Here is a 19,988-nt window from a genome sequence, read left to right on the forward strand (position 1 = left end):
CTTTCAAGACTCGGTTAACAATTTGTAATATTCCTTGTTGACACCCTTACTGACAAAGAAAAAACTGAAATCAAGTCAGGATAAGGGTTGGAGTGCTTACTGCAAAAATTGTTAAGAAAGATCCCTATAAGGGATAGCTTAATAAGGGGGGCATCTGATAATTTTTAAATCCTACCTACTTAGAGTGATATTTCCTGAAAACCTCTTAATTGTTTGACTTAAGTGACAACTTCACCAGCTTGGACAGAACGCATCGGTTATCAACGGGATTGGGTGTGGCGCGGTTGGCAAATTCGTTATAGTTTTATGCCGGCAAAAAACCCCCAAGATGCCGATAATCCCCCTTTAATTTTACTGCACGGATTTGGAGCGGCGATCGAACATTGGCGCCATAATATTCCTATTCTCAGCCAAAATCATCGAGTTTACGCGGTAGATTTATTAGGTTTTGGTGGTTCGCGCAAAGTGCAGGTTCCCTATACCGTTAATCTCTGGGTGGAACAAATACATGATTTCTGGCAAACTTTTATCAATAGACCGGTGGTATTAGTGGGAAATTCGATCGGTTCTTTAGTTTGTATGGCCCTAGGGGGTAAATATCCGGAAATGTTAGCCGGATTAGTTATGCTCAGTTTACCCGATGTCAGCCGTCGGCGGGAAATGATTGCCGATTGGTTATTAAATATCGTCACTCCCATCGAAAACTTTTTCACTTCGCCTTGGCTATTAAAACCGATATTTTACTATCTGCGTCGTCCGCAAGTCTTGAAAAAATGGACAGGAATCGCCTACGAAGACAAGAAAGCAGTTAGCGACGAATTAGTACAAATTATCGCCGCCCCAACCCTAGATGAGGGGGCAGCGGAGGCCTTTATTTCCCTAGCACAAGCTGTCAATCATCCCGAATATTGTCCACCGGCAAAGTTAATTTTACCACGCTTAGAAATCCCGATTTTATTATGTTGGGGCAAGCAAGATCGGATGGTTCCCGTCCAGTTAGCCCGGGGTTTTGTCTCCCTTAATCCTAGGATTAAATATGTAGAATTTGACCGGGCAGGTCATTGTTTACAGGATGAATGTCCGGATCGTTTTAACCCAATTTTATTAGAGTGGCTAGAATCTGTTGCTGTTCTTTGAGAGAATAGGGAGAGTGATTGTTGGTGATAGTCCTATGCAAACCTTGGAATCGACGCTCAACCCCCCTGCAACTGCCTCCGAATTCGACACCACGATTCACCGACGCAAAACCCGTCCCGTCCGGGTAGGTAGCGTTACCATCGGTGGTGGTCATCCCGTGGTCGTGCAGTCGATGATTAACGAGGATACCCTTGATATAGATGGTTCCGTGGCCGGTATCCGTCGCCTCCATGAAGTCGGTTGTGAAATTGTCCGCGTCACCGTGCCGAGTCTGGTTCACGCCACCGCTTTAGCTAAAATTAGGGAAAAACTGCTCGCCACCTATCAACCCGTGCCGTTAGTAGCCGATGTACATCACAACGGCATGAAAATCGCCCTAGAAGTGGCCAAGCACGTCGATAAAGTGCGGATTAACCCCGGTTTGTACGTTTTCGAGAAACCGAAAGCCGACCGCAGCGAGTATAGTCAAGCAGAATTTGATGAAATTGGCGAAAAAATTGCCGAAACTCTGAAACCTTTGGTAGTTTCCCTGCGAGATCAAGGTAAAGCGATGCGAATCGGCGTTAACCATGGTTCTCTGGCCGAAAGAATGCTCTTTACCTACGGTGACACCCCCGAAGGAATGGTACAGTCGGCTTTAGAATTTATCCGCATCTGCGAATCCCTCGATTTTCGCAATCTGGTGGTTTCCCTGAAAGCTTCCCGGGTGCCGGTGATGGTGGCCGCCTATCGTCTCATGGTTAAGCGCATGGACGAGTTAGGGATGGATTATCCCCTGCATTTGGGGGTTACTGAGGCAGGAGATGGGGAATACGGACGAATTAAATCCACTGCCGGGATTGCCACTCTCTTAGCGGACGGTATTGGTGATACGATTCGCGTTTCTCTGACGGAAGTTCCCGAAAAGGAAATTCCCGTCTGTTACAGCATTCTCCAGGCCCTGGGACTGCGGAAAACCATGGTCGAATACGTTGCCTGTCCTTCCTGTGGTCGCACTCTTTTTAATTTAGAAGATGTCCTGCAGCAAGTGCGGGGAGCGACTCAACACCTGACTGGACTCGATATCGCCGTTATGGGTTGTATTGTCAATGGACCGGGAGAAATGGCCGACGCAGACTATGGTTATGTGGGGAAACAGGCTGGTTATATCTCCCTTTATCGCGGTCGCGAGGAAATTAAACGGGTCCCCGAAAGTGAAGGTGTCAACGAGTTGATTAATTTAATTAAAGCCGATGGCCGTTGGGTAGAACCTTAATTAGGGTTTGCTGAAAAGTTTTTCCTGGTGGCAGGGTGTGGGGTGTGGGGTGTGGGGTTTTACCCATTTTCAGGGAGTCAATTACCTAATTTTCAGGAAAAAAGTCCCTGAATTTTCCCCCCAATCACTCCAATCGCTGGCACGTTTTGATTTCAAAAAAGCCTAAAGATATTATCCAACAAGGTTTTTAGATTTATTCAGCCAACCCTAATTAGTTTTACCATTGGGGGTTGACATCTATTCAACCCCCGATCATCGGCGAGGATTTGTTACAATAGAAAGCTTGCTAGAAATTGCCGCCCCAGAGAGTCCATGCTACCTACACGCGATTGTGTTCGTCAAACCCCCGCTTACACTCCGGGAGAACAGCCCCAAAGCGCGGGATTTACCAAACTTAACACCAATGAGAATCCCTATCCCCCACCGGCGGAAATTTTTGCCCACCTGCCAGAGCAATTAGAGAAAGTCCGACTCTATCCCGATCCTATCTCCAAAGAGTTACGGCAAACGGCGGCGGAATTATACGGCATAACAGCCGATCAGATAATCGCGGGTAATGGCTCCGATGATATCCTTAATATCGCCCTGCGAACTTTTGTTAACCCTGGCGAAAGTGTCGCTTTTTTAGATTTAACCTATTCCCTTTACGAGACAATTGCCCGGGTACACGGGGCAAATATTATCGAATTTCCCACTAATGATAAATTTGCATTGGAAGGACCGATTATTTGTCCGGAAGCGAAATTAATTTTTCTGGCTTCTCCTAATCCTCCCCTCGGTAAACATCTTGATCGCGACTATTTAGAAGCAACCTGTGCTAATGCGTCGGGAGTGGTATTAATTGATGAAGCTTATGTGGATTTTAGTGATGACAATCATCTCGATTTTCTCTCCCGTTACGATAATGTCATCATTAGTCGCACTATGTCGAAAAGTTATAGTTTAGCGGGGTTAAGAGTCGGTTTCGGTTTTGCTTCCAGGGCAATTATCGAACAGATGGATAAGGTGCGTGATTCCTATAATTTAGATCGCATCGCTCAAACTTTAGCCACAGCAGCTTTAAAACACCATAATTATTTTGAGCAAGTTTGGCAAAAAGTCCGTCAAACCCGCGGCCGTTTAATTACTTCTTTGCGCGAGTTGGGATTTATTGTTTTTGACTCGGAAGCTAATTTTATCCTCGCTTCTCCCCCCCAGATTAGTGCCAGTGAGTTATATAATCAACTCAAAGAGCGTCAGATATTAGTGCGATACTTTAAGCATCCTCGCATTCAGAATTATGTGCGGATTTCTATCGGCACTGATGAGGAAATTGATCGTCTTTTATCTGCTATTCAAGAGATTATGGGAACAAATTAATCTCTATTTCCGTCAAGGTTTTATTAGCATTTTAAACCCTAATAAATTCTCGAAAAAAAGGCTAGATCTATCGGAACAAAGCAGCGACAAACAAGGGTCTAATGGCCTGTCGTTTCTCCCGATTACTAGCCTTGGCTATCAAGATTATTAGTCCGACAAAAGGACTAAATACTAGCGCACAAGTTTTTGAACTTATGCAATTTTATCCACAAGGAATCACAGTTCAAGAATTGAGTGAGCGCTTAAATCGTCCCGTTTCTATGCTCAATCTTTGTCTAAAATCTTTGGTCGCTTCTAAAAAAATCGTGGCCAAAAAAAATCATAATCAGTGGGTTTATACTGTTGATAAAAAAGCTTAGTTTGTCCAGATAAGCATACTTAAGATATAGAAAAAGTGTTTATTATTAACCCTATTGCTGAATAACTATTTTAGGCTGTAGGTAGTATTCATCTTCTCTGACAACTATCTCAGCAATGCCGACAAATTGAGCTTCTAAAGACTCCACGGCAACCAGAGAACCGATCATAACATTTGTATCGGTGAGATTAATTTTTCTGCCGTGAAACCAATCGATAACTCTTTCTGATGTCAAAGAAATCCAGTCTAGATGTGCCAAGGCAATGCGAGGCGAAATTAAAGCCTCAGAATTAGCCATTAAAGCTTCGAGATTAATACTATCAGCTAATTGAAAACCACAGCTTTCCGTGCGAGTTAAACTGGCTAAAGTGCCACCCACAGCTAACACCTTGCCCAAATCTCTGGCCAGGGAACGGATATAAGTCCCCGATCCACAGTGAATATCTAGCTCTATTTGTGGAAATTCGCCCTCTAACCAGCCTAAAACCGTAATTTGGTCAATTTTGACCTGACGAGGCTCCACTGCGATTATTTCCCCTTTGCGTGCCAATTCGTAGAGACGGCGACCATCCTTTTGAATAGCACTATACATCGGCGGAATCTGGGCAATATTGCCAATAAATTCCGCTAAATGGGGTTTAACTGCCTCTAAAGTTAAATCGGCACAGGGACAAGTGGCGATCGCTTTTCCCGTAATATCATCGGTATCGGTGCTGAGTCCTAACTGGATTTTTGCCCGATAAGCCTTATTTTCGGGTAAATAGGGCAGTAATCGGGTGGCAGATCCGACGGCGATCGGTAAAACTCCCGTGGCCATAGGATCTAAAGTTCCGCCATGGCCGACTCGTTTAGTCTTAAGAATTTTTCGGACTTTGGCCACACAATCATGAGAAGTCCAATCGGGGGGTTTATTGAGATTTAAAAAGCCAAACATTATAAATTATGAATTATGAATTATGAATTATGAAGTGGGGTGGTGGGGTGATGGGGTGATGGGGAGAATAGATAAAAGCAATCTCCTCAATTCTGAATACTGACGGCTGATATCTAAAAATCTGACGTATTATATAATTGCATAACTTCGCTTAAAGGTAAACGGGAACGAACACCGAGAGAAAGGTCAGAAAAATGACCCAGATCATAATGATCAACAGCAGCGCGAGCAATCATAGCGGCGTTATCTGTACAGAGTTTAAGTGGCGGAAAATAGACGGTTAAATCATGATTTTTGGCGGCAGTTTCCAGATGATTTCTTAAGGCACTATTAGCAGCTACTCCTCCCCCGATCGCGATAGTTTTTAAGCCATAATCTAAGGCACAATTGATTGTCCGACGGGTTAAACTTCTGGCTACCGTATCTTGAAAACTAGCGGCTATATCAGCTACGGGTAAATTATCTGGCTCGAATTTCTCTACTAAGCGCAAAACGGCAGTTTTTAAACCGCTAAAACTGGAATCGTAGGCATGAAAACCGCCAGTTGGTAAAGATATTTTACCTTCAGGAAAGGGAAAAGCTTGGGGATTACCATCTTTGGCCATGCGATCGATTATCGGACCACCCGGATAACTTAAGTTTAATAATCGTGCCACTTTATCAAAAGCTTCTCCGGCTGCATCATCTCTAGTGGTTCCTAATTGTTGATATTTACCGCAGGCCTGCACATGGATTAAACTGGTATGACCCCCGGAGACTAAAAGAGATAAAAAAGGGGGTTTAAGATCGGGTTCAGCGAGATAGGAAGCATAGATATGACCTTCGAGATGATGAATGCCGATAAAGGGTTTATCGTGGACAATAGCGAGGGTTTTGGCTGCCGTCATTCCCACCATTAAAGCACCTACTAAACCGGGGGCAACTGTGGCGGCTATTCCATCAATTTCTGACCAATTTAAACCCGTTTCTTGCCAAGCTTTTTCTAGACAAAAATTAATGGTTTCTAGGTGTTGTCGGGAGGCCATTTCCGGCACAACACCGCCATAGAGACGATGGAGATCAATTTGAGAGGAAACCACACTACTCAACACCTGGTTATTGTTAACAATAGCCACAGCCGTTTCATCGCAACTGGTTTCGATCGCTAAGATAATTGTCATGATTTAATCAGTAAATCGTCAGACACCCCCCTTATTAAGGGGGGATTAAGGGGGGATCTATCTCTAATTTAATTATAACCACTTACTTAATTTTGCTTAGGTACTTAATTAAAATTAAAGTTATCGTTCAGCAATTTCCATAGCCACCACCGCCGGGGGTTTCAATAATAAAAATATCACCGGGGTTCATTTCTACAGTCGCAGTACCGGGCAATTCTTCGATAGTTCCATCGTTTCTTTCCACGGCATTACGTCCTATTTTACCGGCTTTTCCTCCCGCTAGTCCAAAGGGGGGAATCTGGCGATTACCCGATAAAATATTGGCGGTCATAGCCTCTTGAAATTTAATTCTTCTAATTACACCATCACCTCCAGAATATTGTCCCTTACCGCCACTATCTTGGCGAATGCTAAAACTTTCTACTAACACAGGATAGCGCATTTCTAATACTTCCGGATCGGTGAGACGGGAATTAGTCATCTGGGTTTGTACGGCAGCAGTTCCCGCAAAATTTGCTCCCGCACCAGAACCGCCACAAATAGTCTCATAATATTGATATTCTTGATTGCCAAAAGTGAAATTATTCATCGTTCCTTGACTGGCTGCCTGAATGCCTAAAGCGCCGTATAAAGCATTAACTATGGCCTGGGAAGTTTCCACATTTCCTGCTACTACGGCCGCTGGATAAACGGGATTAAGAAAACAGCCAGATGGGATAATTAAATGGAGGGGTTTGAAACAGCCAGCATTTAAAGGAATTGCCTCCTCCACAAGGGTACGAAAAACGTATAAAACCGCCGCTCTTGTCACTGCTAGGGGTGCATTAAAATTATTATTTAACTGGTCAGATGTGCCAGTAAAATCAATGGTTGCTTGACAATTATCAATATCTATGCTAATTCTGACCTTGATGACAGCACCGTTATCTAGATAATAGGTAAATTCACCATCTTTTAAGACAGATATAGCTTTTCTAACCGCCAATTCCGCATTATCTTGAACGAACTGTTGATAGGCTTTAACCATAGCTAATCCGTAGCGATCAACCATATTATGTAATTCTCTTTCCCCCTTGGCATTAGCAGCTATTTGTGCCTGAAAATCGGCAATATTTTGGGCGATATTGCGTGCAGGAAAAGGACTATTAGTTAAGTGATTAATTAATTCTTGTTCCCGAAAATGTCCCGCCGCTACCAACAAAAAATTATCGAATAAAATTCCTTCTTCGCTAATATGAACAGAGTGAGGAGGCATAGAACCGGGGGTAATGCCACCGATATCAGCTTGATGTCCCCGGGAGGCAAGATAAAATAATATTTCCTGATTTTGGCGATCAAAAATAGGACTAATTACTGTGACATCTGGCAGGTGAGTACCGCCATTATAAGGATTATTAGCCAGATAAACATTCCCCGGACGAATCGTCTCACCTTTATCCTGAATTAAGCTTTTAACGCTATCGGACATAGAGCCTAAATGGACGGGAATATGAGGAGCATTAGCGATTAAATTTCCCATCTCATCAAAGATAGCACAGGAGAAGTCTAGGCGCTCTTTAATATTGACACTTGCTGCCGTATTTTGGAGAGTAATCCCCATTTCTTCGGCAATAAATTGATAGAGATTTTTAAAGATTTCTAGATAAATAGGATCGGCAACGGTAGTTATTTCTGAGCGGTGAGAATTGAGGGGGGACATAGGAAAATCAGTTATTAGTTATCAGTCATCAGTATATCTGCTACAGAAGTTAGGTTATCGAGCCGCTATCGGGCTAAAATATCGAAAATATCAGATAAATTTGACATAATTGTAGTTTTTATAGATAGGGTGCTTGTCTCTTGTCTTTTTTTATCCTCCTGTCTCAGGGTTTTCTGTCTCCTCACCCAAGAGAAGATTTTTGATTTTTGCGGGAGATCCACTGATATGGGCTGACTGAGATATAATCGCAGTCAGTACCAGAGGGTGAATTATGGATAAAACCAGCTTGATCGATAAAGTGCAACAAATGGCTAATAAACGCGATTATTTACTGCAATTGCGCGATAAACCCGACATTGGCGGCCTGAGATTAGATGTTAATCAAGCTCTTGAGGAGTTGGATGAATTACTCGATGAGTTTCAAGCAACTTTTCCTGAAGAAAAACTTAGTTAACTATCCGACTCGACGGGATTGATGTTTGTCCGATTGTGCTAATTTTCCCAAGTCATCGATCGCTTTGATCAGAGCTTGGGAAGATATATCTTTAGAGCAGTATAGGTCAAAAGCTATACTTTGATTATTTTTTTCCATTGGAAGCTTTGGCAAGGAACTATAGGCGATAATGCGAATATAAGGGTCGAATTGTTTGATTTGAATAGCGGCGCTGTGTCCATCTAAGACAGGCATCTGTATATCTAAAATAATTACATCTGGTTGACAACTTTTCGCCAAGTTGATCGCCTGTTGACCATTAACCGCAATTCCCACCACCTGACAATCCTGCTGCTGGGAAATTAAAATCTTGAGTCCTAAACAGGTTAACTCTTGATCGTCAGCAATTAAGACTTTAATTAGGTCTCTTGGCTTCATGATAATTATTTTGCATTCCCTAGAGGTCTCACCTTTTATCATTGTAGAGGCTGTTTGTCTTTTTGCCTTCACTTCACGACACTTCCCATCACCCCATCACCCCAATTCAGGTTCTTCGGTTTATGTGATGCAATGGACGAAGTTATAATGGATGAAACCCTACCGTAAACTTTTGTAAAGTTACCGCTGACAATCCGAAATCCGGAATTTAAAATTGTAGCCATTTACAGAGTAGTAGTGAGGCGCTGGTTATGGAGAGAGAACAGATACTAATACAGCTTCGCAGTCTCAATCAAGTCAGCAAGACTCTCATCCGCTGTAAGAGTCAGGAAGAAGCCATACAGGTAGCACTGCAAGAAGTGCGCGAGAAATTAAACGTGCAAGTGGCATCGATTTTTCTTTTTTCTAAGGATGGTGTCCTCAAACGCTTTGGTATTGATGGCGTTGATAGAGAGGGTAATCCTCTCCCTGCGTCATGGCTGGCTGACGAAACTTACAAACCTGACGAAAGTTTTTCTGGAAAGGCAGTACCTCCTACTGGCTTAGATTTATTGGATTCAACTTATGGAGAACCACAATATTCTAATAATATTATGAGAGATTTTCCAGATATGAAGTATGGCAAAGAATATCAGGATACTTTAGGATATTTAAGGTGCGGTATTTCAGTTCCTCTCAATGGCTTGAATAGAACTTTTGGTACATTAGAAGTGTTAAATAAAAGTGACAGCAATGGATTCCAAAATGAAGATTTATCCTGGTTAATGCTAATTAGCACCACTGTTTCTAAGATCATATCAGATTTTGGTAGAAGGAAAAATCTAGAAGAATATAATAAAATCACTCAAGAAATTATATCTTTAGGAGCGGAGCATAAATTCAATCAAAATGAATTTACAAAAATACTAGAATCAATTGCCGACGATCTGGTTTCAGACCTGACTCCTTATAAGGTTTGTATCTTGCGTATCAAGAATAAAAACAATGAATTAGAAATCGTCAAAATATCTACAACAAATGACATTTGTGGAGAACGCGACAATAAGCCAGTAAAAGTGGTAGATGGCATTGTAGGACAAGTATTTAAAACCAACACTGCCGAGTATATCAATGATATTGAAAACTACAAAAAACCATATTTTAATAAAACATGGATAGAAAAAAATAGCTTAAAATCTCATGCGTGTGTACCACTTTCAATTGAAGATAATGTTGTTGGCAATATCTCTGTTTATACTGGCTACAAGCATGAATTTTCTGATAGCGATAAATCATTTTTGAGGACCATATCATTTTTGACGGCTGCGATTATATACATAGTTCAGTACAAAGAAGAGTTATCTAAAGAAAGAATAGAATTAGAAAATGAAAAGCGTGAATTCCACAATAAGGTTTATGCTCAAGGATTTGACACTAATTTAAAGAGCTTCCTTCACGAATATAAGAATGAATTAATTGACATCTCTTATAACCTACAAAAACTGTTGAGTGATAGTGGCAAAAGTAATAGAGAAAAAGAGCGAATTGTTAGTGAGCAAATAGAATGGATAGACAGGCGTATAGAAGGTATAAGATCTGAATTTGAATCAGAATCTAGCGTTCCTACCGCTATCGATATCAATGACTTAGTAAGAAAGGCTGCCAAGTTTTTTGATTTGGCTTCCAGAGACATTGAAGTTGTAATTATACCAGACAAAACCATACCAATCATTGAGGTTGACGAAACGAAATTTAAGCAAATCATCCATAACTTAATTGCCAATGCGATAGAAGCTATTGAAAAAGCCAAGCCCAAAAAAGCAAAGATTTTCATCAAAACTTTCATTGTGACATCTGATGGTATAGAATATATACAGATTAGCATTGAAGACAATGGATCAGGCATACCCAATGAAATCAAAGATGAAGTTTTCAAAAAAGGATTTTCGACTCGCAAATCTGAAGGAGGTACAGGCATGGGGCTGTATGTCGTCAGTGAAATCCTGCGCGAACATGGTGGTAAAATATACTACGACTCCACCGTTGGCAAGGGAACCACATTTTTTGTAAATATTCCGCTCAAATGGTATCAAAGTTGATCCATAATGTAAAAACACAACAAAAGGAGAATTAAAATGTCAGCAGCAATATTTGATAATCGATCTATGTGCAAGGCAGTCTTGAAAAAAGAAGTTGTAGTAATGGAGGATAGCCCAGCAGCAGAGGAGGCTATCAAAGAGGTTATAGAAGGGAAATTAGGCTGGACAGTCAAAATGGCAAGAAACAGTGATGAAGTTGCTGCGTATGCCAGAAATAAAGAAGCGGGAATTTATATTCTTGATAATAAAATTGGGAACAATCCCGCTGAAGGTTTAGATGCTTTAACAAAACTCAAAGCAATAGATGAAAACATTCGTGTAGTAATGTGGTCAGCATATCCTAAGTATGAAAGACAAGCGCGTAAAATAGACAAAAACTTGGTAGCTTATAAAGAGAAAGGAACTAAATTAAAAGAAGGTGCCTGTAGGATTGCTGCTGATTTTATCAAATCCCTACGGCAACTCATTGATGAAATACAGAATAAAATTAAGAATAGTGATGATGAGTATCGAAATATATTTATTGAACTGCTTGAAAAAGAAAAGTTAGAATTAGAAAGAGATCGACAAAAACTTATATCTATTGAACTGCCTGAAAAAGAAAAGTTAGAATTAGAAAGAGATCGACAAAAACTTGAACTTGAACAACTATCGGCAAAAAATACAAGTGCTACATTATCTATACCTAATGATAAAAAATTACTTTCAGATATGGATAGCAATTTTGAAGCATACGAAAAATGTCAATCAGATAGGGATTGGTTGGCAAAATACGAAAGCAAGTATGTTGCTTTTGTAGGTGGCGAGCAAGTTTTTCCAGAAATTACAGATGAACAAGAACTGCTGAAATTCATAAGGGAGAAGTATCCCGAAAAATCACAACTAAAATTATTTACAAAAGTTCAAAAAGTTGTTAAAAAGACAAGTATCCTGACAGACGAAGCAGATGTCGTGATTGACTTACCAAGTTCTTTAGATATATTCTACAAATTTGAATAAAGGATAAAGACTATGTACAAATACGGTAATCTCCAATCACCAAGTGGTCTATATCCACTATGTCCAGAAGCTAAGATTGTAGTTTCTCATACCTCAGATAAATCTATTATTAGTCGTCCCATTCTAGCTATTATTGACACTGGTGCAGTAATGACTGTTGTTCCTGGAGAAATTATTCAAGAGTTAGCAAGGATAAGTCCTCTATATCCTTTTGGACAAAGGTCATTCAGAATGGCTAATAATCAGACTGGTGAACTGCCAACATATCTAATATACCTTAGAGTAATTGATACTACAAACCAGATAGATTTTCAGGGTGAGATTGAAGTCGTATCAATTCCCAGTAAAGAATATGCTGCCATTGGTAGAGACATTTTAAATCAGAATAAAGTCGTGTTTAATGCACCAAGACAAAAATGGGGGTTTAATTGTGATGAAGAAGATTGTGCGCTTTCTTAACTATACTTTTCTCGGTAAGATTGAAACTAATTCTTATGAAACTATTCCTCTTGAAGAATTGGGTGAAGCTCCTCAAAACCCATCTAAGCGTCCATCTTCTAAAGATCTAGCAACCACTAAGCTAATTTTAACAACTAATTGGATTTTAGCGACAATCTTAGTTTTTTTTGGTTTAACTATGTTTATTTATGCTGTTTTTTATAGAAGTGAAAAAGTGCCTGACTATATCAATAATGTTTTCTACATGGTTTTAGGATGGTTTGGCAATGCTTATACATCTTTCCTAAGAATCGATCAGAAATAAGCAACGGAGTTGACTTATGAGTAAAGAAGACTAATCTGAGTGGTGCTATAAGTACCTAAGCAAAATTAATTACACATATCTAACCACCTCTTGCTTCTTGTCTCTTGCCTCTTGCCTATCTTCACTAGGAAATTAATTTTGCACGACTACTTACGATTGTAGAAAAGAAAACCTACTACGTTAGAAACTCGCCCTCCCAGTTAGCAAATTGTCCCCTTGACTGAGACAATCAGCCATAAGCAGCTAGTTAAAACTCACCATAACAGCACCCACCATCGAATCCGTCTTACAATCTAAATACAATAGTGCGATCGCCGATCTTGTAGGGTGCGTTCCCTAATGCAAGTCCCACTGCTCCAGCGATCGATTTTTGGGGAACGCACCATGCCCATGGATTGAAGCTGTGGGTTAAAGTGCGATGCCGCTCTTGTGGGCCTAGTTGGGGCAGCAATTCTCATTTTGAAACGATTTTGCGTTGTTTCAGCGATCTAGAGATTCGTTAAGAATTATTAACCCCTCTAGGTGCAAGGGTTTTAATGTCATGAAACCTTAAAATGAGAATTGCTGCCCGCTCCCCCCCACTCTTGACTTAAAACCCCCCACTGATCACTGATCACTGAAAAAAGCCCAACTTTGGGCAAAAATCTGGTTTGTGTCCCCTCTTAGCGGTAAAATTTCTACATCTGGACCGTCGAAAAGTATAAGTTTTGTAAAGTAAAATTAAGAAGGGAGACAAATTTAAGATAACCAACGTATGGAAGTAACTTTTACCGCTGCCGAATCCCTAGAAATTGTTGTTGCTGAACAAACCATACCGATTCAGCATTATCTGCGTCAACCGCAAAGATTAGTACAGGCTATCGTTGAGACTAGCTTAACAGAACACCTGTCTGAGAATCGGTTTCGCCTAAAAATGCGTCCCCTAAACTTTTTGAATATGTACTATTTTCAGCCCACGGTTATTCTTAATGTCTGGGCCACCTCTGAGGGGACGATATTTTTGCAATCAGAAGACTGTCAGATCAAAGGTATTGATTATATCAACGATCGCTTTAGCCTCAATGTTCAAGGCAAACTCGCTCCTGTGGAAAAAAATAATCAAACCTATCTAGCGGGAAAAGCCAATCTTGAGGTGAAAGTCGCCCTACCACCACCATTATGGTTAACCCCGCGTCCGCTGTTAGAAATCGCCGGCAATAGTCTCTTAAAAGGGGTTTTATTGCGGATTAAACAGCGTTTAATGAGTCAATTGTTGCAAGATTACCAACAATGGGCTAAACAGGATATTATTGCCCAAAATTACCCCGAAACCATTCTCGATCTCTCCCTTGGTTAAATAAAAATATGAGTTGGACAAAAGTATTATCTGTAGATTCCCTTGTCCCCGGCGCCCGTCAAGTGGTAAAAGTGGGGGAAAATTCCATTCTGTTGATTAACAATAACGGTCAATTCCACGCCGTCGGCAGCCGTTGTCCCCATTTAAAATTATCGATGACGAAGGGCAAAATTACCGAGGACGGCGCGATCGTTTGTCCCTGGCATCGTAGTTCTTTTGATCTCTGTAGCGGTGCTGTCAAAGATTGGATTACCTGGCCCCCTGTGGTTAACAAAGCGATGGCGGCAGTTTCTCAACCCCAAGCTTTACCCGTTTATCCCCTTCGCATCGAAGACGGCAGCATCTGGATAGACGCTTGACATCCTCACCGAGGGGGGGTTTTGGGCAACCTAAAGAGCAGTTCACTCGACAATGGGTTAATCTCGGAGAATGCCAAACGCACCTAGCTCGCTTCCGTAAAAACCCAGTTATGGATTGTTCCCCTACCCCGCTCCTAGGGTTGATTCCAGGTAGGGTTGATTCCAGGTAGGGTTGATTCATGAATCAACCCTACCCCGCTCCGGTGATCCCCACTCTCCTGTATATTTTTTAAACAGGATTGCGCGAGGTCATTCTGTTATTCTGACTTCCCCTCCTGACGACCGGCTCCTGACTCCTAACCCCACCAACAAACTTTTTCAGTAAACCCTAATTAGTTTCGTTTAAAAGTTGAGAACGAAGCAAATCGATCGCATCTAAATAACTCGGCATCGGTTCATCACCCAACAGGCAAGCACTGCGATCCACGCTAATCATATCATCACCCCAAAATACTTGACCCAGAGGAATAGATTTTCCTCGATCCGGTCGCCAATTACTACTAAAATATTTAAGATTAGCGTCCACCACTGCCCCATCAAAAAGATGACCGATACAAAAATAAACATCCTGTAAAATTAGCGGTACGGAGGGGCGATGTAATTGCCCCCGCGAGTTGGGACTACGGGCTTTATAATGACTACGGGGAAAGAGTCCATAGAGATTTTTTAAAGAAGCAGAAATCAAGGGTTTATCCTTTAAATGGGTGCGTTTTAAGGTTCCAATTGTGATCCGACAATCCACTTCTTCGATAATTTTAGGGGCAAACATCGAGGGAAACCGGACAGGAAAAGGGGAAAGATTCGGATATTCTTGCTGGGTTAAACTATCAGCATCAAGAATAGTTATTCCAGGATCGAGAATAGATTTTACCCCCAAAATATCGATAATTTCTCTCAAAGAAATAGCAGAACAAACTCCCTCTAATAAGATAATTTCTGCTCCTGGATTTACCCCCCTCAATCCCCGCAAAACTTGACTTAATACCGGCAGACTAACCGTTACTGGTGGTGGCACAGGATAACCTAAATTAGGTTTAATTAAAATACGTTTAGCTGTGATAGCTGCCGGGGGAGGTTGATAAACAAAATCCGCCATAGCTGAATTTTTTACCCCGGCAGTAATTGAGGATTGGGTAATCATAGAAAAGAAAATAAATTAATGGGAATTGGCCAGATCATTTAGGGAATTTACCTGCTCTAAAGCTTGCCAGATTACCCCAGAATCGGCCCCAGGAAAATGGCTATTTTCACTAATATAACGCTTCCAGGCTTTAGTTCCGGGCTGACCGGCAAAAAGCTGTAAAAGATGTTTGCTGATCTGGTGTAATTTATAACCTTTACTCACCCACTCATCGACGTAGGGAAGCATTTTTTTGATTACTTCTTCCCGGGTAGGAGGAGTAACCGATTCCCCATAAAAATCTCGATCGACTGTGGCAAATAAATAGGGATTATCGTAGGCTGCCCGACCGATCATGACCGCATCTACTAATTGTAAATGTTGTCTAGCCTGTTCTAAATTAATGATACCGCCATTAATTTCAATAAACAAATGGGGAAACTGATTTTTTAGGCGATAAACATCATCGTAACGCAGGGGGGGGACAGTGCGATTTTCCTTAGGACTTAATCCCTGTAACCAAGCTTTCCGCGCATGGATGGTAAAACGTTGACAACCCGCATCTGCGACAATACGGACAAAATTCGCCATATTTTCGTAACTATCCTGATCATCAATACCAATTCTCTGTTTTACAGTCACGGGAATCGATACAGCTTGATTCATTGCCGATATTCCCCTAGCGACTAATTCCGGGTTAGCCATCAAACAAGCGCCGAAATTGCCCTCTTTTACCCTAGAACTAGGACAACCCACATTGAGATTTACCTCGTCATAACCCATATATTCGGCTATTTTAGCACATTCTGCCAAAATATAGGGATTATCACCCCCTAACTGCAAAGCTAGAGGTTTTTCTGCTAGGGAGAACCCCAGCAACTTATAGCGATCGCCGTGTTTGATCGCCATCGTCGTGATCATTTCCGTGTAGAGAAGGGGACGACGGCTAATTTGTCGCAAAAAATAGCGAAAATGGCGATCGGTATAATCCATCATCGGCGCCACACTTAAAATATTGCCCATCTTTCCCTTGATTTTCTCCTTGAGGGTAGCCATTGATCGCTGATCGCGGCATTCTCTGGGTTTCCCCAGAGAAGAACCGGTCTTCCTCTCAACATATTTTAAAGCTTTTTGGTAAGTAGGTAGGCGTTAAAAATTATCAGACACCACCCTTATCAAGGGGGGACTAAGGGTAGGGTTGATTCATGAATCAACCCTACTATGAATCAACCCTAGTACTAAGGGGGGATCGAACCTAAAATCTATTTTTAATTTAATTATAACCAGCTACTTAAGTTGGCTATCTAAATTACTGGTTAAGACTGCACGAGAGAAAGGAGAAGGGGACTTTTTTGACTTATCTCCGTGGGATATTTGCCCCTTTAATCGTGTCGCGGATGACGATTTTTTGTTCTTTGGAATAACCAGCAAAAGAACGAGTAGCAAGTAACTCGATTTCTATCCCCGTACCCGATCGCAAAGATTCCACGGGTAAGGGTAATTGACCGATATCGAGAATAAATTGATTGCCCTCCTGTCGAACCAAATTAGCAGGCATATCTCCTTCATAGCGAGTGACAAAATCGGTTCTGGGACTGGTTTGCAGGTCATCTGCTTGCCAACGAGTGACGCGATAACGCAGTTTAAATTTAGTGCCGATTAAATTTGATTGGGAAGCTTTATCTTCGAGAAAAAGCCTTAAATCAGTACCATTTCCTGTAATACCTTTTGCTTCTAATTGGGTGACATCTCGTTCAAAAACAGCATTATAAACGACAAATTCCGTAACATTATTGCGTTTTTGAGTGGTTCCCTCGATCCACAATTCACTGGGGACAGTTACCCTCATTTCCTTTTGATCATCGAGGGTTAAAGTAAAACGCTGATTAGCAAACCGGTTAAACTCTTGGGGCGCATTCCAAATTAAAATAAAAGAACGTTCAGATCGATCTAATAAAATCCGATATTGATCATCGATCAGGGAACCGGGAGAAAATAAAGACATTGCCCCAGTGCGAGTTTCCCAACTATTTTTAGAGAGAATATAACCCCGTTCTTTTAACTCGGAAAGGGTAACAGTTGCGCTCGGTTGATCGGCAGTTAAAGGGCGATCGATTTGAATTAAAGTTAACTGTCCTAAACGTCCCTCGCGACCATTACGACCACTATTACCCGTCGCCCCATCCAGACCATCCTGACAGCTAAATTCTCGGGTGGTACAGCTATAATTGGCATCCCCTGGCCTACCGCTGCAGGTTTGAATTGTCCAGAAGGGTTGGGAACAGCGACAACCCTTGCCCCCCTGGCCTCCTTGACCCCCAAAACCCCCGGCACCTCCGGCCGCATTGACCGTTACTTGTCGGAGAAAATCTAAATTAGTGGCATAGAGGGTTAAAGCGCCGCCATTGCCCCCATCACCCCCATCACCCCCATTGCCACCGTTACCACCACCGGCCGCCTGGAGATTTCGTGTGACGTTGCCCGGTTGACCGCTACAGTTGCCATCGCTGCCATTGCTGCCATTTTCACCATCAACCCCTTTTTGTCCTGAAATATCGAGTTTTAGGGGAGAACCATCGAGAAAAAGGGTTAAACTGTCACTATTTTTGCCTTGGCCGCCGATCTTGCCAGCTTTTCCGCTTTGCCCCTGTTTACCGAAAGTTTGTACATCGGAACTTTGGGCTAACCAAGAACAGCGATCGCCCGTCACCGTGGCAGGCACCAGGTACGGTAAAGGGAGAAAAAAGGTGAATATTAATGATTTAGCCCAGAAATTCATGATTTTAGCGAATTTATCCGCAAAGACTCCGATCAATTCCCTCTTGATGACTTTTAGATCTAGATTTTTGTTTCCCCTCTATCAATAAGGTGCGCTATCATCCTACACTTACTTTGAGAAGGAAACAGCCAATCGCGAGGGTTACGCGCGTGAAAAAAGTATTAGCTATTATTTTGGGTGGCGGGGCCGGAACTCGCCTTTATCCGTTAACGAAACTGCGGGCAAAACCTGCCGTCCCCCTAGCGGGAAAATATCGCTTAATCGATATTCCCGTCAGCAATTGTATTAACTCCCAGATTGACAAAATCTATGTGTTGACGCAATTTAACTCCGCTTCCCTCAATCGTCACCTCAATCGTACCTATAATTTTACGGGTTTTAGTGATGGTTTCGTGGAAGTTTTGGCCGCTCAACAAACCATGGAGAATCCTCAATGGTTCCAAGGCACTGCCGACGCGGTACGACAATACATCTGGACGATGAAGGATTGGGATATCGATGAATATCTAATTCTCTCGGGAGATCATCTTTATCGCATGGACTACAGCAAGTTCATCGAACGCCATCGGGAAACCAACGCCGACATCACTTTATCAGTGGTTCCCATCGATGAACGTCGGGCCTCCGCTTTTGGGGTGATGAAAATTAATGATTCGGGGCGAATTGTCGATTTTTACGAGAAACCCAAAGGGCCAGAATTGGAAAGAATGCGGGTAGATACGACGATTTTAGGCTTAAGTCCCGACCAAGCCCGTCAAAGTCCCTACATCGCTTCCATGGGAATTTATGTCTTTAAAAAGAATGTTTTAATCGATCTGCTCGATGCCAATAAAGAACAGACCGATTTCGGCAAGGAAATTATTCCCTCGGCGGCTAAAGACTACAATCTTCAGGCTTATTTATTTAAGGGTTACTGGGAAGATATCGGGACGATTGAGGCCTTTTATGAGTCTAATCTCGCCCTGACCCAACAACCAAATCCCGCCTTTAGTTTCTACGACGAAAAAGCCCCCATCTATACCCGTTCTCGCTATCTGCCACCCACAAAAATGCTCAATTGTACGGTGACAGAATCGATGATTTCTGAAGGTTGTATTCTCAAAGAATGTCGCATCCATCACTCGATTTTAGGTATTCGTAGTCGAGTCGGCAAAGACTGCACGATCGAGGATACAATGCTGATGGGAGCCGACTTTTATGAGTCTTTCCCCGAACGGGAAAGTCTGATCGGAAATGCCAAAATTCCCGTGGGTATTGGCCCTGGTTCCACTATTCGTCGGGCAATTGTGGACAAAAATGCTCGCATTGGTTCCAATGTTTTAATTGTTAACAAAGATCGTGTGGAAGAAGCTAATCGCGAAGATTTAGGTTTCTATGTTCGCAGCGGCATCGTGGTTATTTTCAAAAATGCCACTATTCCCGACGGCACGGTGATTTAATCTATCAGTTATCAGTTATCAGTTATCAGTTATCAGTTTTTCTAGTTATTATCACCTTGTTCTAGCTGAAGACTGATGGCTTCAGCTAATTGCTTCCCGATTCGCCAGCTAATTACCTAGAAAATTCCCTTGAAACCCTAAGTAGCTGGTTATAGTTAAATTAACAATGGATTTTAGGTTCGATCCCCCCTGCCCCCCTTGATAAGCTATCCCTTATAGGGATCTTTCTTAACAATTTTTGCAGTAAGCACTCCAACCCTTATCCTGACTTGATTTCAGTTTTTTCTTTGTCAGTAAGGGTGTCAACAAGGAATATTACAAATTGTTAACCGAGTCTTGAAA

At 41.9% G+C, this 19,988-nt stretch carries 19 protein-coding genes; 12 read left to right on the forward strand and 7 right to left on the reverse strand.

Features of this window, described 5'->3' with window-relative positions; all coding sequences use genetic code 11:
• Positions 1–222: 222 nt before the first annotated feature.
• From ACOCD9_RS06615 to ACOCD9_RS06630, 4 genes are all read left to right on the forward strand, one after another.
• On the forward strand, positions 223–1,137 hold the full coding sequence (locus ACOCD9_RS06615; protein WP_419546826.1) for an alpha/beta fold hydrolase: 915 nt from the start codon (positions 223–225) through the stop codon (positions 1,135–1,137).
• Between the two features lie 34 nt (positions 1,138–1,171).
• Positions 1,172–2,392, forward strand: coding sequence for a (E)-4-hydroxy-3-methylbut-2-enyl-diphosphate synthase (gene ispG, locus ACOCD9_RS06620; protein ID WP_419546827.1), 1,221 nt, complete (start codon positions 1,172–1,174; stop codon positions 2,390–2,392).
• A gap of 312 nt (positions 2,393–2,704) precedes the next feature.
• Complete coding sequence (gene hisC, locus ACOCD9_RS06625) at positions 2,705–3,751, forward strand: histidinol-phosphate transaminase (protein ID WP_287701089.1); 1,047 nt, start codon at positions 2,705–2,707, stop codon at positions 3,749–3,751.
• 101 nt (positions 3,752–3,852) lie between these two features.
• Entirely contained in the window at positions 3,853–4,110 is a 258-nt protein-coding gene (locus ACOCD9_RS06630; RefSeq protein ID WP_419546828.1) for a winged helix-turn-helix domain-containing protein, read from the forward strand.
• Positions 4,111–4,161: 51 nt separating this feature from the next.
• Here the strand turns inward: ACOCD9_RS06630 and truB are convergent, their stop codons facing one another.
• The 3 genes from truB to ACOCD9_RS06645 all read right to left on the reverse strand — a co-directional run bounded on the left by truB (position 4,162) and on the right by ACOCD9_RS06645 (position 7,902).
• Complete coding sequence (gene truB, locus ACOCD9_RS06635) at positions 4,162–5,043, reverse strand: tRNA pseudouridine(55) synthase TruB (protein WP_419546830.1); 882 nt, start codon at positions 5,041–5,043, stop codon at positions 4,162–4,164.
• A 113-nt stretch (positions 5,044–5,156) separates the two neighbouring features.
• Complete coding sequence (gene tsaD, locus ACOCD9_RS06640) at positions 5,157–6,203, reverse strand: tRNA (adenosine(37)-N6)-threonylcarbamoyltransferase complex transferase subunit TsaD (protein WP_419546831.1); 1,047 nt, start codon at positions 6,201–6,203, stop codon at positions 5,157–5,159.
• Between the two features lie 127 nt (positions 6,204–6,330).
• Positions 6,331–7,902: a hydantoinase B/oxoprolinase family protein gene (locus ACOCD9_RS06645; protein ID WP_419546832.1), complete on the reverse strand. Its 1,572-nt coding sequence runs from the start codon at positions 7,900–7,902 to the stop codon at positions 6,331–6,333.
• A gap of 271 nt (positions 7,903–8,173) precedes the next feature.
• Between ACOCD9_RS06645 and ACOCD9_RS06650 the strand changes: the two genes are divergently transcribed.
• The gene (locus tag ACOCD9_RS06650; RefSeq protein WP_002763844.1) at positions 8,174–8,356 is read left to right on the forward strand and encodes a hypothetical protein; all 183 of its coding nucleotides are present in this window, start codon (positions 8,174–8,176) and stop codon (positions 8,354–8,356) included.
• Here ACOCD9_RS06650 and ACOCD9_RS06655 read toward each other — a convergent pair whose 3' ends face one another.
• The gene (locus tag ACOCD9_RS06655; RefSeq protein ID WP_353737349.1) at positions 8,357–8,815 is read right to left on the reverse strand and encodes a response regulator; all 459 of its coding nucleotides are present in this window, start codon (positions 8,813–8,815) and stop codon (positions 8,357–8,359) included.
• A 209-nt stretch (positions 8,816–9,024) separates the two neighbouring features.
• Here ACOCD9_RS06655 and ACOCD9_RS06660 point away from each other — a divergent pair, with 209 nt between their 5' ends.
• The 6 genes from ACOCD9_RS06660 to ACOCD9_RS06685 all read left to right on the forward strand — a co-directional run bounded on the left by ACOCD9_RS06660 (position 9,025) and on the right by ACOCD9_RS06685 (position 14,308).
• Positions 9,025–10,851 carry an ATP-binding protein gene (locus ACOCD9_RS06660; RefSeq protein ID WP_419546833.1) on the forward strand — a complete coding sequence of 609 codons (1,827 nt, stop codon included), beginning with the start codon at positions 9,025–9,027 and terminating at the stop codon, positions 10,849–10,851.
• A gap of 36 nt (positions 10,852–10,887) precedes the next feature.
• Positions 10,888–11,850, forward strand: coding sequence for a response regulator (locus tag ACOCD9_RS06665; RefSeq protein ID WP_419546835.1), 963 nt, complete (start codon positions 10,888–10,890; stop codon positions 11,848–11,850).
• Between the two features lie 12 nt (positions 11,851–11,862).
• Positions 11,863–12,309: a hypothetical protein gene (locus ACOCD9_RS06670; protein WP_193977561.1), complete on the forward strand. Its 447-nt coding sequence runs from the start codon at positions 11,863–11,865 to the stop codon at positions 12,307–12,309.
• Complete coding sequence (locus tag ACOCD9_RS06675) at positions 12,284–12,613, forward strand: hypothetical protein (RefSeq protein WP_024970037.1); 330 nt, start codon at positions 12,284–12,286, stop codon at positions 12,611–12,613. Before ACOCD9_RS06670 ends, ACOCD9_RS06675 begins: the two co-directional genes overlap by 26 nt.
• A gap of 754 nt (positions 12,614–13,367) precedes the next feature.
• Positions 13,368–13,949, forward strand: a complete 582-nt coding sequence (locus tag ACOCD9_RS06680) for a DUF1997 domain-containing protein (protein ID WP_419546837.1) — start codon at positions 13,368–13,370, stop codon at positions 13,947–13,949.
• A gap of 8 nt (positions 13,950–13,957) precedes the next feature.
• Positions 13,958–14,308, forward strand: a complete 351-nt coding sequence (locus ACOCD9_RS06685; RefSeq protein WP_419546838.1) for a Rieske (2Fe-2S) protein — start codon at positions 13,958–13,960, stop codon at positions 14,306–14,308.
• Between the two features lie 328 nt (positions 14,309–14,636).
• Here the strand turns inward: ACOCD9_RS06685 and ACOCD9_RS06690 are convergent, their stop codons facing one another.
• From ACOCD9_RS06690 to ACOCD9_RS06700, 3 genes are all read right to left on the reverse strand, one after another.
• A complete protein-coding gene (locus ACOCD9_RS06690) occupies positions 14,637–15,449 on the reverse strand; it encodes a DUF362 domain-containing protein (RefSeq protein WP_002776799.1) in 813 nt (270 codons plus the stop codon).
• 15 nt (positions 15,450–15,464) lie between these two features.
• Positions 15,465–16,451: a tRNA dihydrouridine(20/20a) synthase DusA gene (gene dusA, locus ACOCD9_RS06695; RefSeq protein ID WP_287701108.1), complete on the reverse strand. Its 987-nt coding sequence runs from the start codon at positions 16,449–16,451 to the stop codon at positions 15,465–15,467.
• A gap of 334 nt (positions 16,452–16,785) precedes the next feature.
• A complete protein-coding gene (locus tag ACOCD9_RS06700; RefSeq protein WP_419546840.1) occupies positions 16,786–18,150 on the reverse strand; it encodes a collagen-like protein in 1,365 nt (454 codons plus the stop codon).
• Between the two features lie 206 nt (positions 18,151–18,356).
• Between ACOCD9_RS06700 and ACOCD9_RS06705 the strand changes: the two genes are divergently transcribed.
• A complete protein-coding gene (locus ACOCD9_RS06705) occupies positions 18,357–19,646 on the forward strand; it encodes a glucose-1-phosphate adenylyltransferase (protein ID WP_288137114.1) in 1,290 nt (429 codons plus the stop codon).
• Positions 19,647–19,988: the final 342 nt, after the last annotated feature.

This window comes from Microcystis sp. (assembly GCF_048564745.1).
GTDB classification, from domain to species: domain Bacteria; phylum Cyanobacteriota; class Cyanobacteriia; order Cyanobacteriales; family Microcystaceae; genus Microcystis; species Microcystis ichthyoblabe_A.

Bases quoted from the DNA above. Each gene is read 5' to 3' on its own strand.
- ACOCD9_RS06685 (WP_419546838.1), top strand. From the start codon at position 13,958: ATGAGTTGGACAAAAGTATTATCTGTAGATTCCCTTGTCCCCGGCGCC.
- ispG (WP_419546827.1), top strand. From the start codon at position 1,172: ATGCAAACCTTGGAATCGACGCTCAACCCCCCTGCAACTGCCTCCGAA.
- ACOCD9_RS06655 (WP_353737349.1), bottom strand. From the start codon at position 8,815: ATGATAAAAGGTGAGACCTCTAGGGAATGCAAAATAATTATCATGAAG.
- truB (WP_419546830.1), bottom strand. From the start codon at position 5,043: ATGTTTGGCTTTTTAAATCTCAATAAACCCCCCGATTGGACTTCTCAT.
- tsaD (WP_419546831.1), bottom strand. From the start codon at position 6,203: ATGACAATTATCTTAGCGATCGAAACCAGTTGCGATGAAACGGCTGTG.
- ACOCD9_RS06665 (WP_419546835.1), top strand. From the start codon at position 10,888: ATGTCAGCAGCAATATTTGATAATCGATCTATGTGCAAGGCAGTCTTG.
- ACOCD9_RS06675 (WP_024970037.1), top strand. From the start codon at position 12,284: ATGAAGAAGATTGTGCGCTTTCTTAACTATACTTTTCTCGGTAAGATT.
- ACOCD9_RS06650 (WP_002763844.1), top strand. From the start codon at position 8,174: ATGGATAAAACCAGCTTGATCGATAAAGTGCAACAAATGGCTAATAAA.
- ACOCD9_RS06660 (WP_419546833.1), top strand. From the start codon at position 9,025: ATGGAGAGAGAACAGATACTAATACAGCTTCGCAGTCTCAATCAAGTC.
- ACOCD9_RS06680 (WP_419546837.1), top strand. From the start codon at position 13,368: ATGGAAGTAACTTTTACCGCTGCCGAATCCCTAGAAATTGTTGTTGCT.
- ACOCD9_RS06690 (WP_002776799.1), bottom strand. From the start codon at position 15,449: ATGATTACCCAATCCTCAATTACTGCCGGGGTAAAAAATTCAGCTATG.
- dusA (WP_287701108.1), bottom strand. From the start codon at position 16,451: ATGGGCAATATTTTAAGTGTGGCGCCGATGATGGATTATACCGATCGC.
- ACOCD9_RS06630 (WP_419546828.1), top strand. From the start codon at position 3,853: ATGGCCTGTCGTTTCTCCCGATTACTAGCCTTGGCTATCAAGATTATT.
- ACOCD9_RS06670 (WP_193977561.1), top strand. From the start codon at position 11,863: ATGTACAAATACGGTAATCTCCAATCACCAAGTGGTCTATATCCACTA.
- ACOCD9_RS06645 (WP_419546832.1), bottom strand. From the start codon at position 7,902: ATGTCCCCCCTCAATTCTCACCGCTCAGAAATAACTACCGTTGCCGAT.
- hisC (WP_287701089.1), top strand. From the start codon at position 2,705: ATGCTACCTACACGCGATTGTGTTCGTCAAACCCCCGCTTACACTCCG.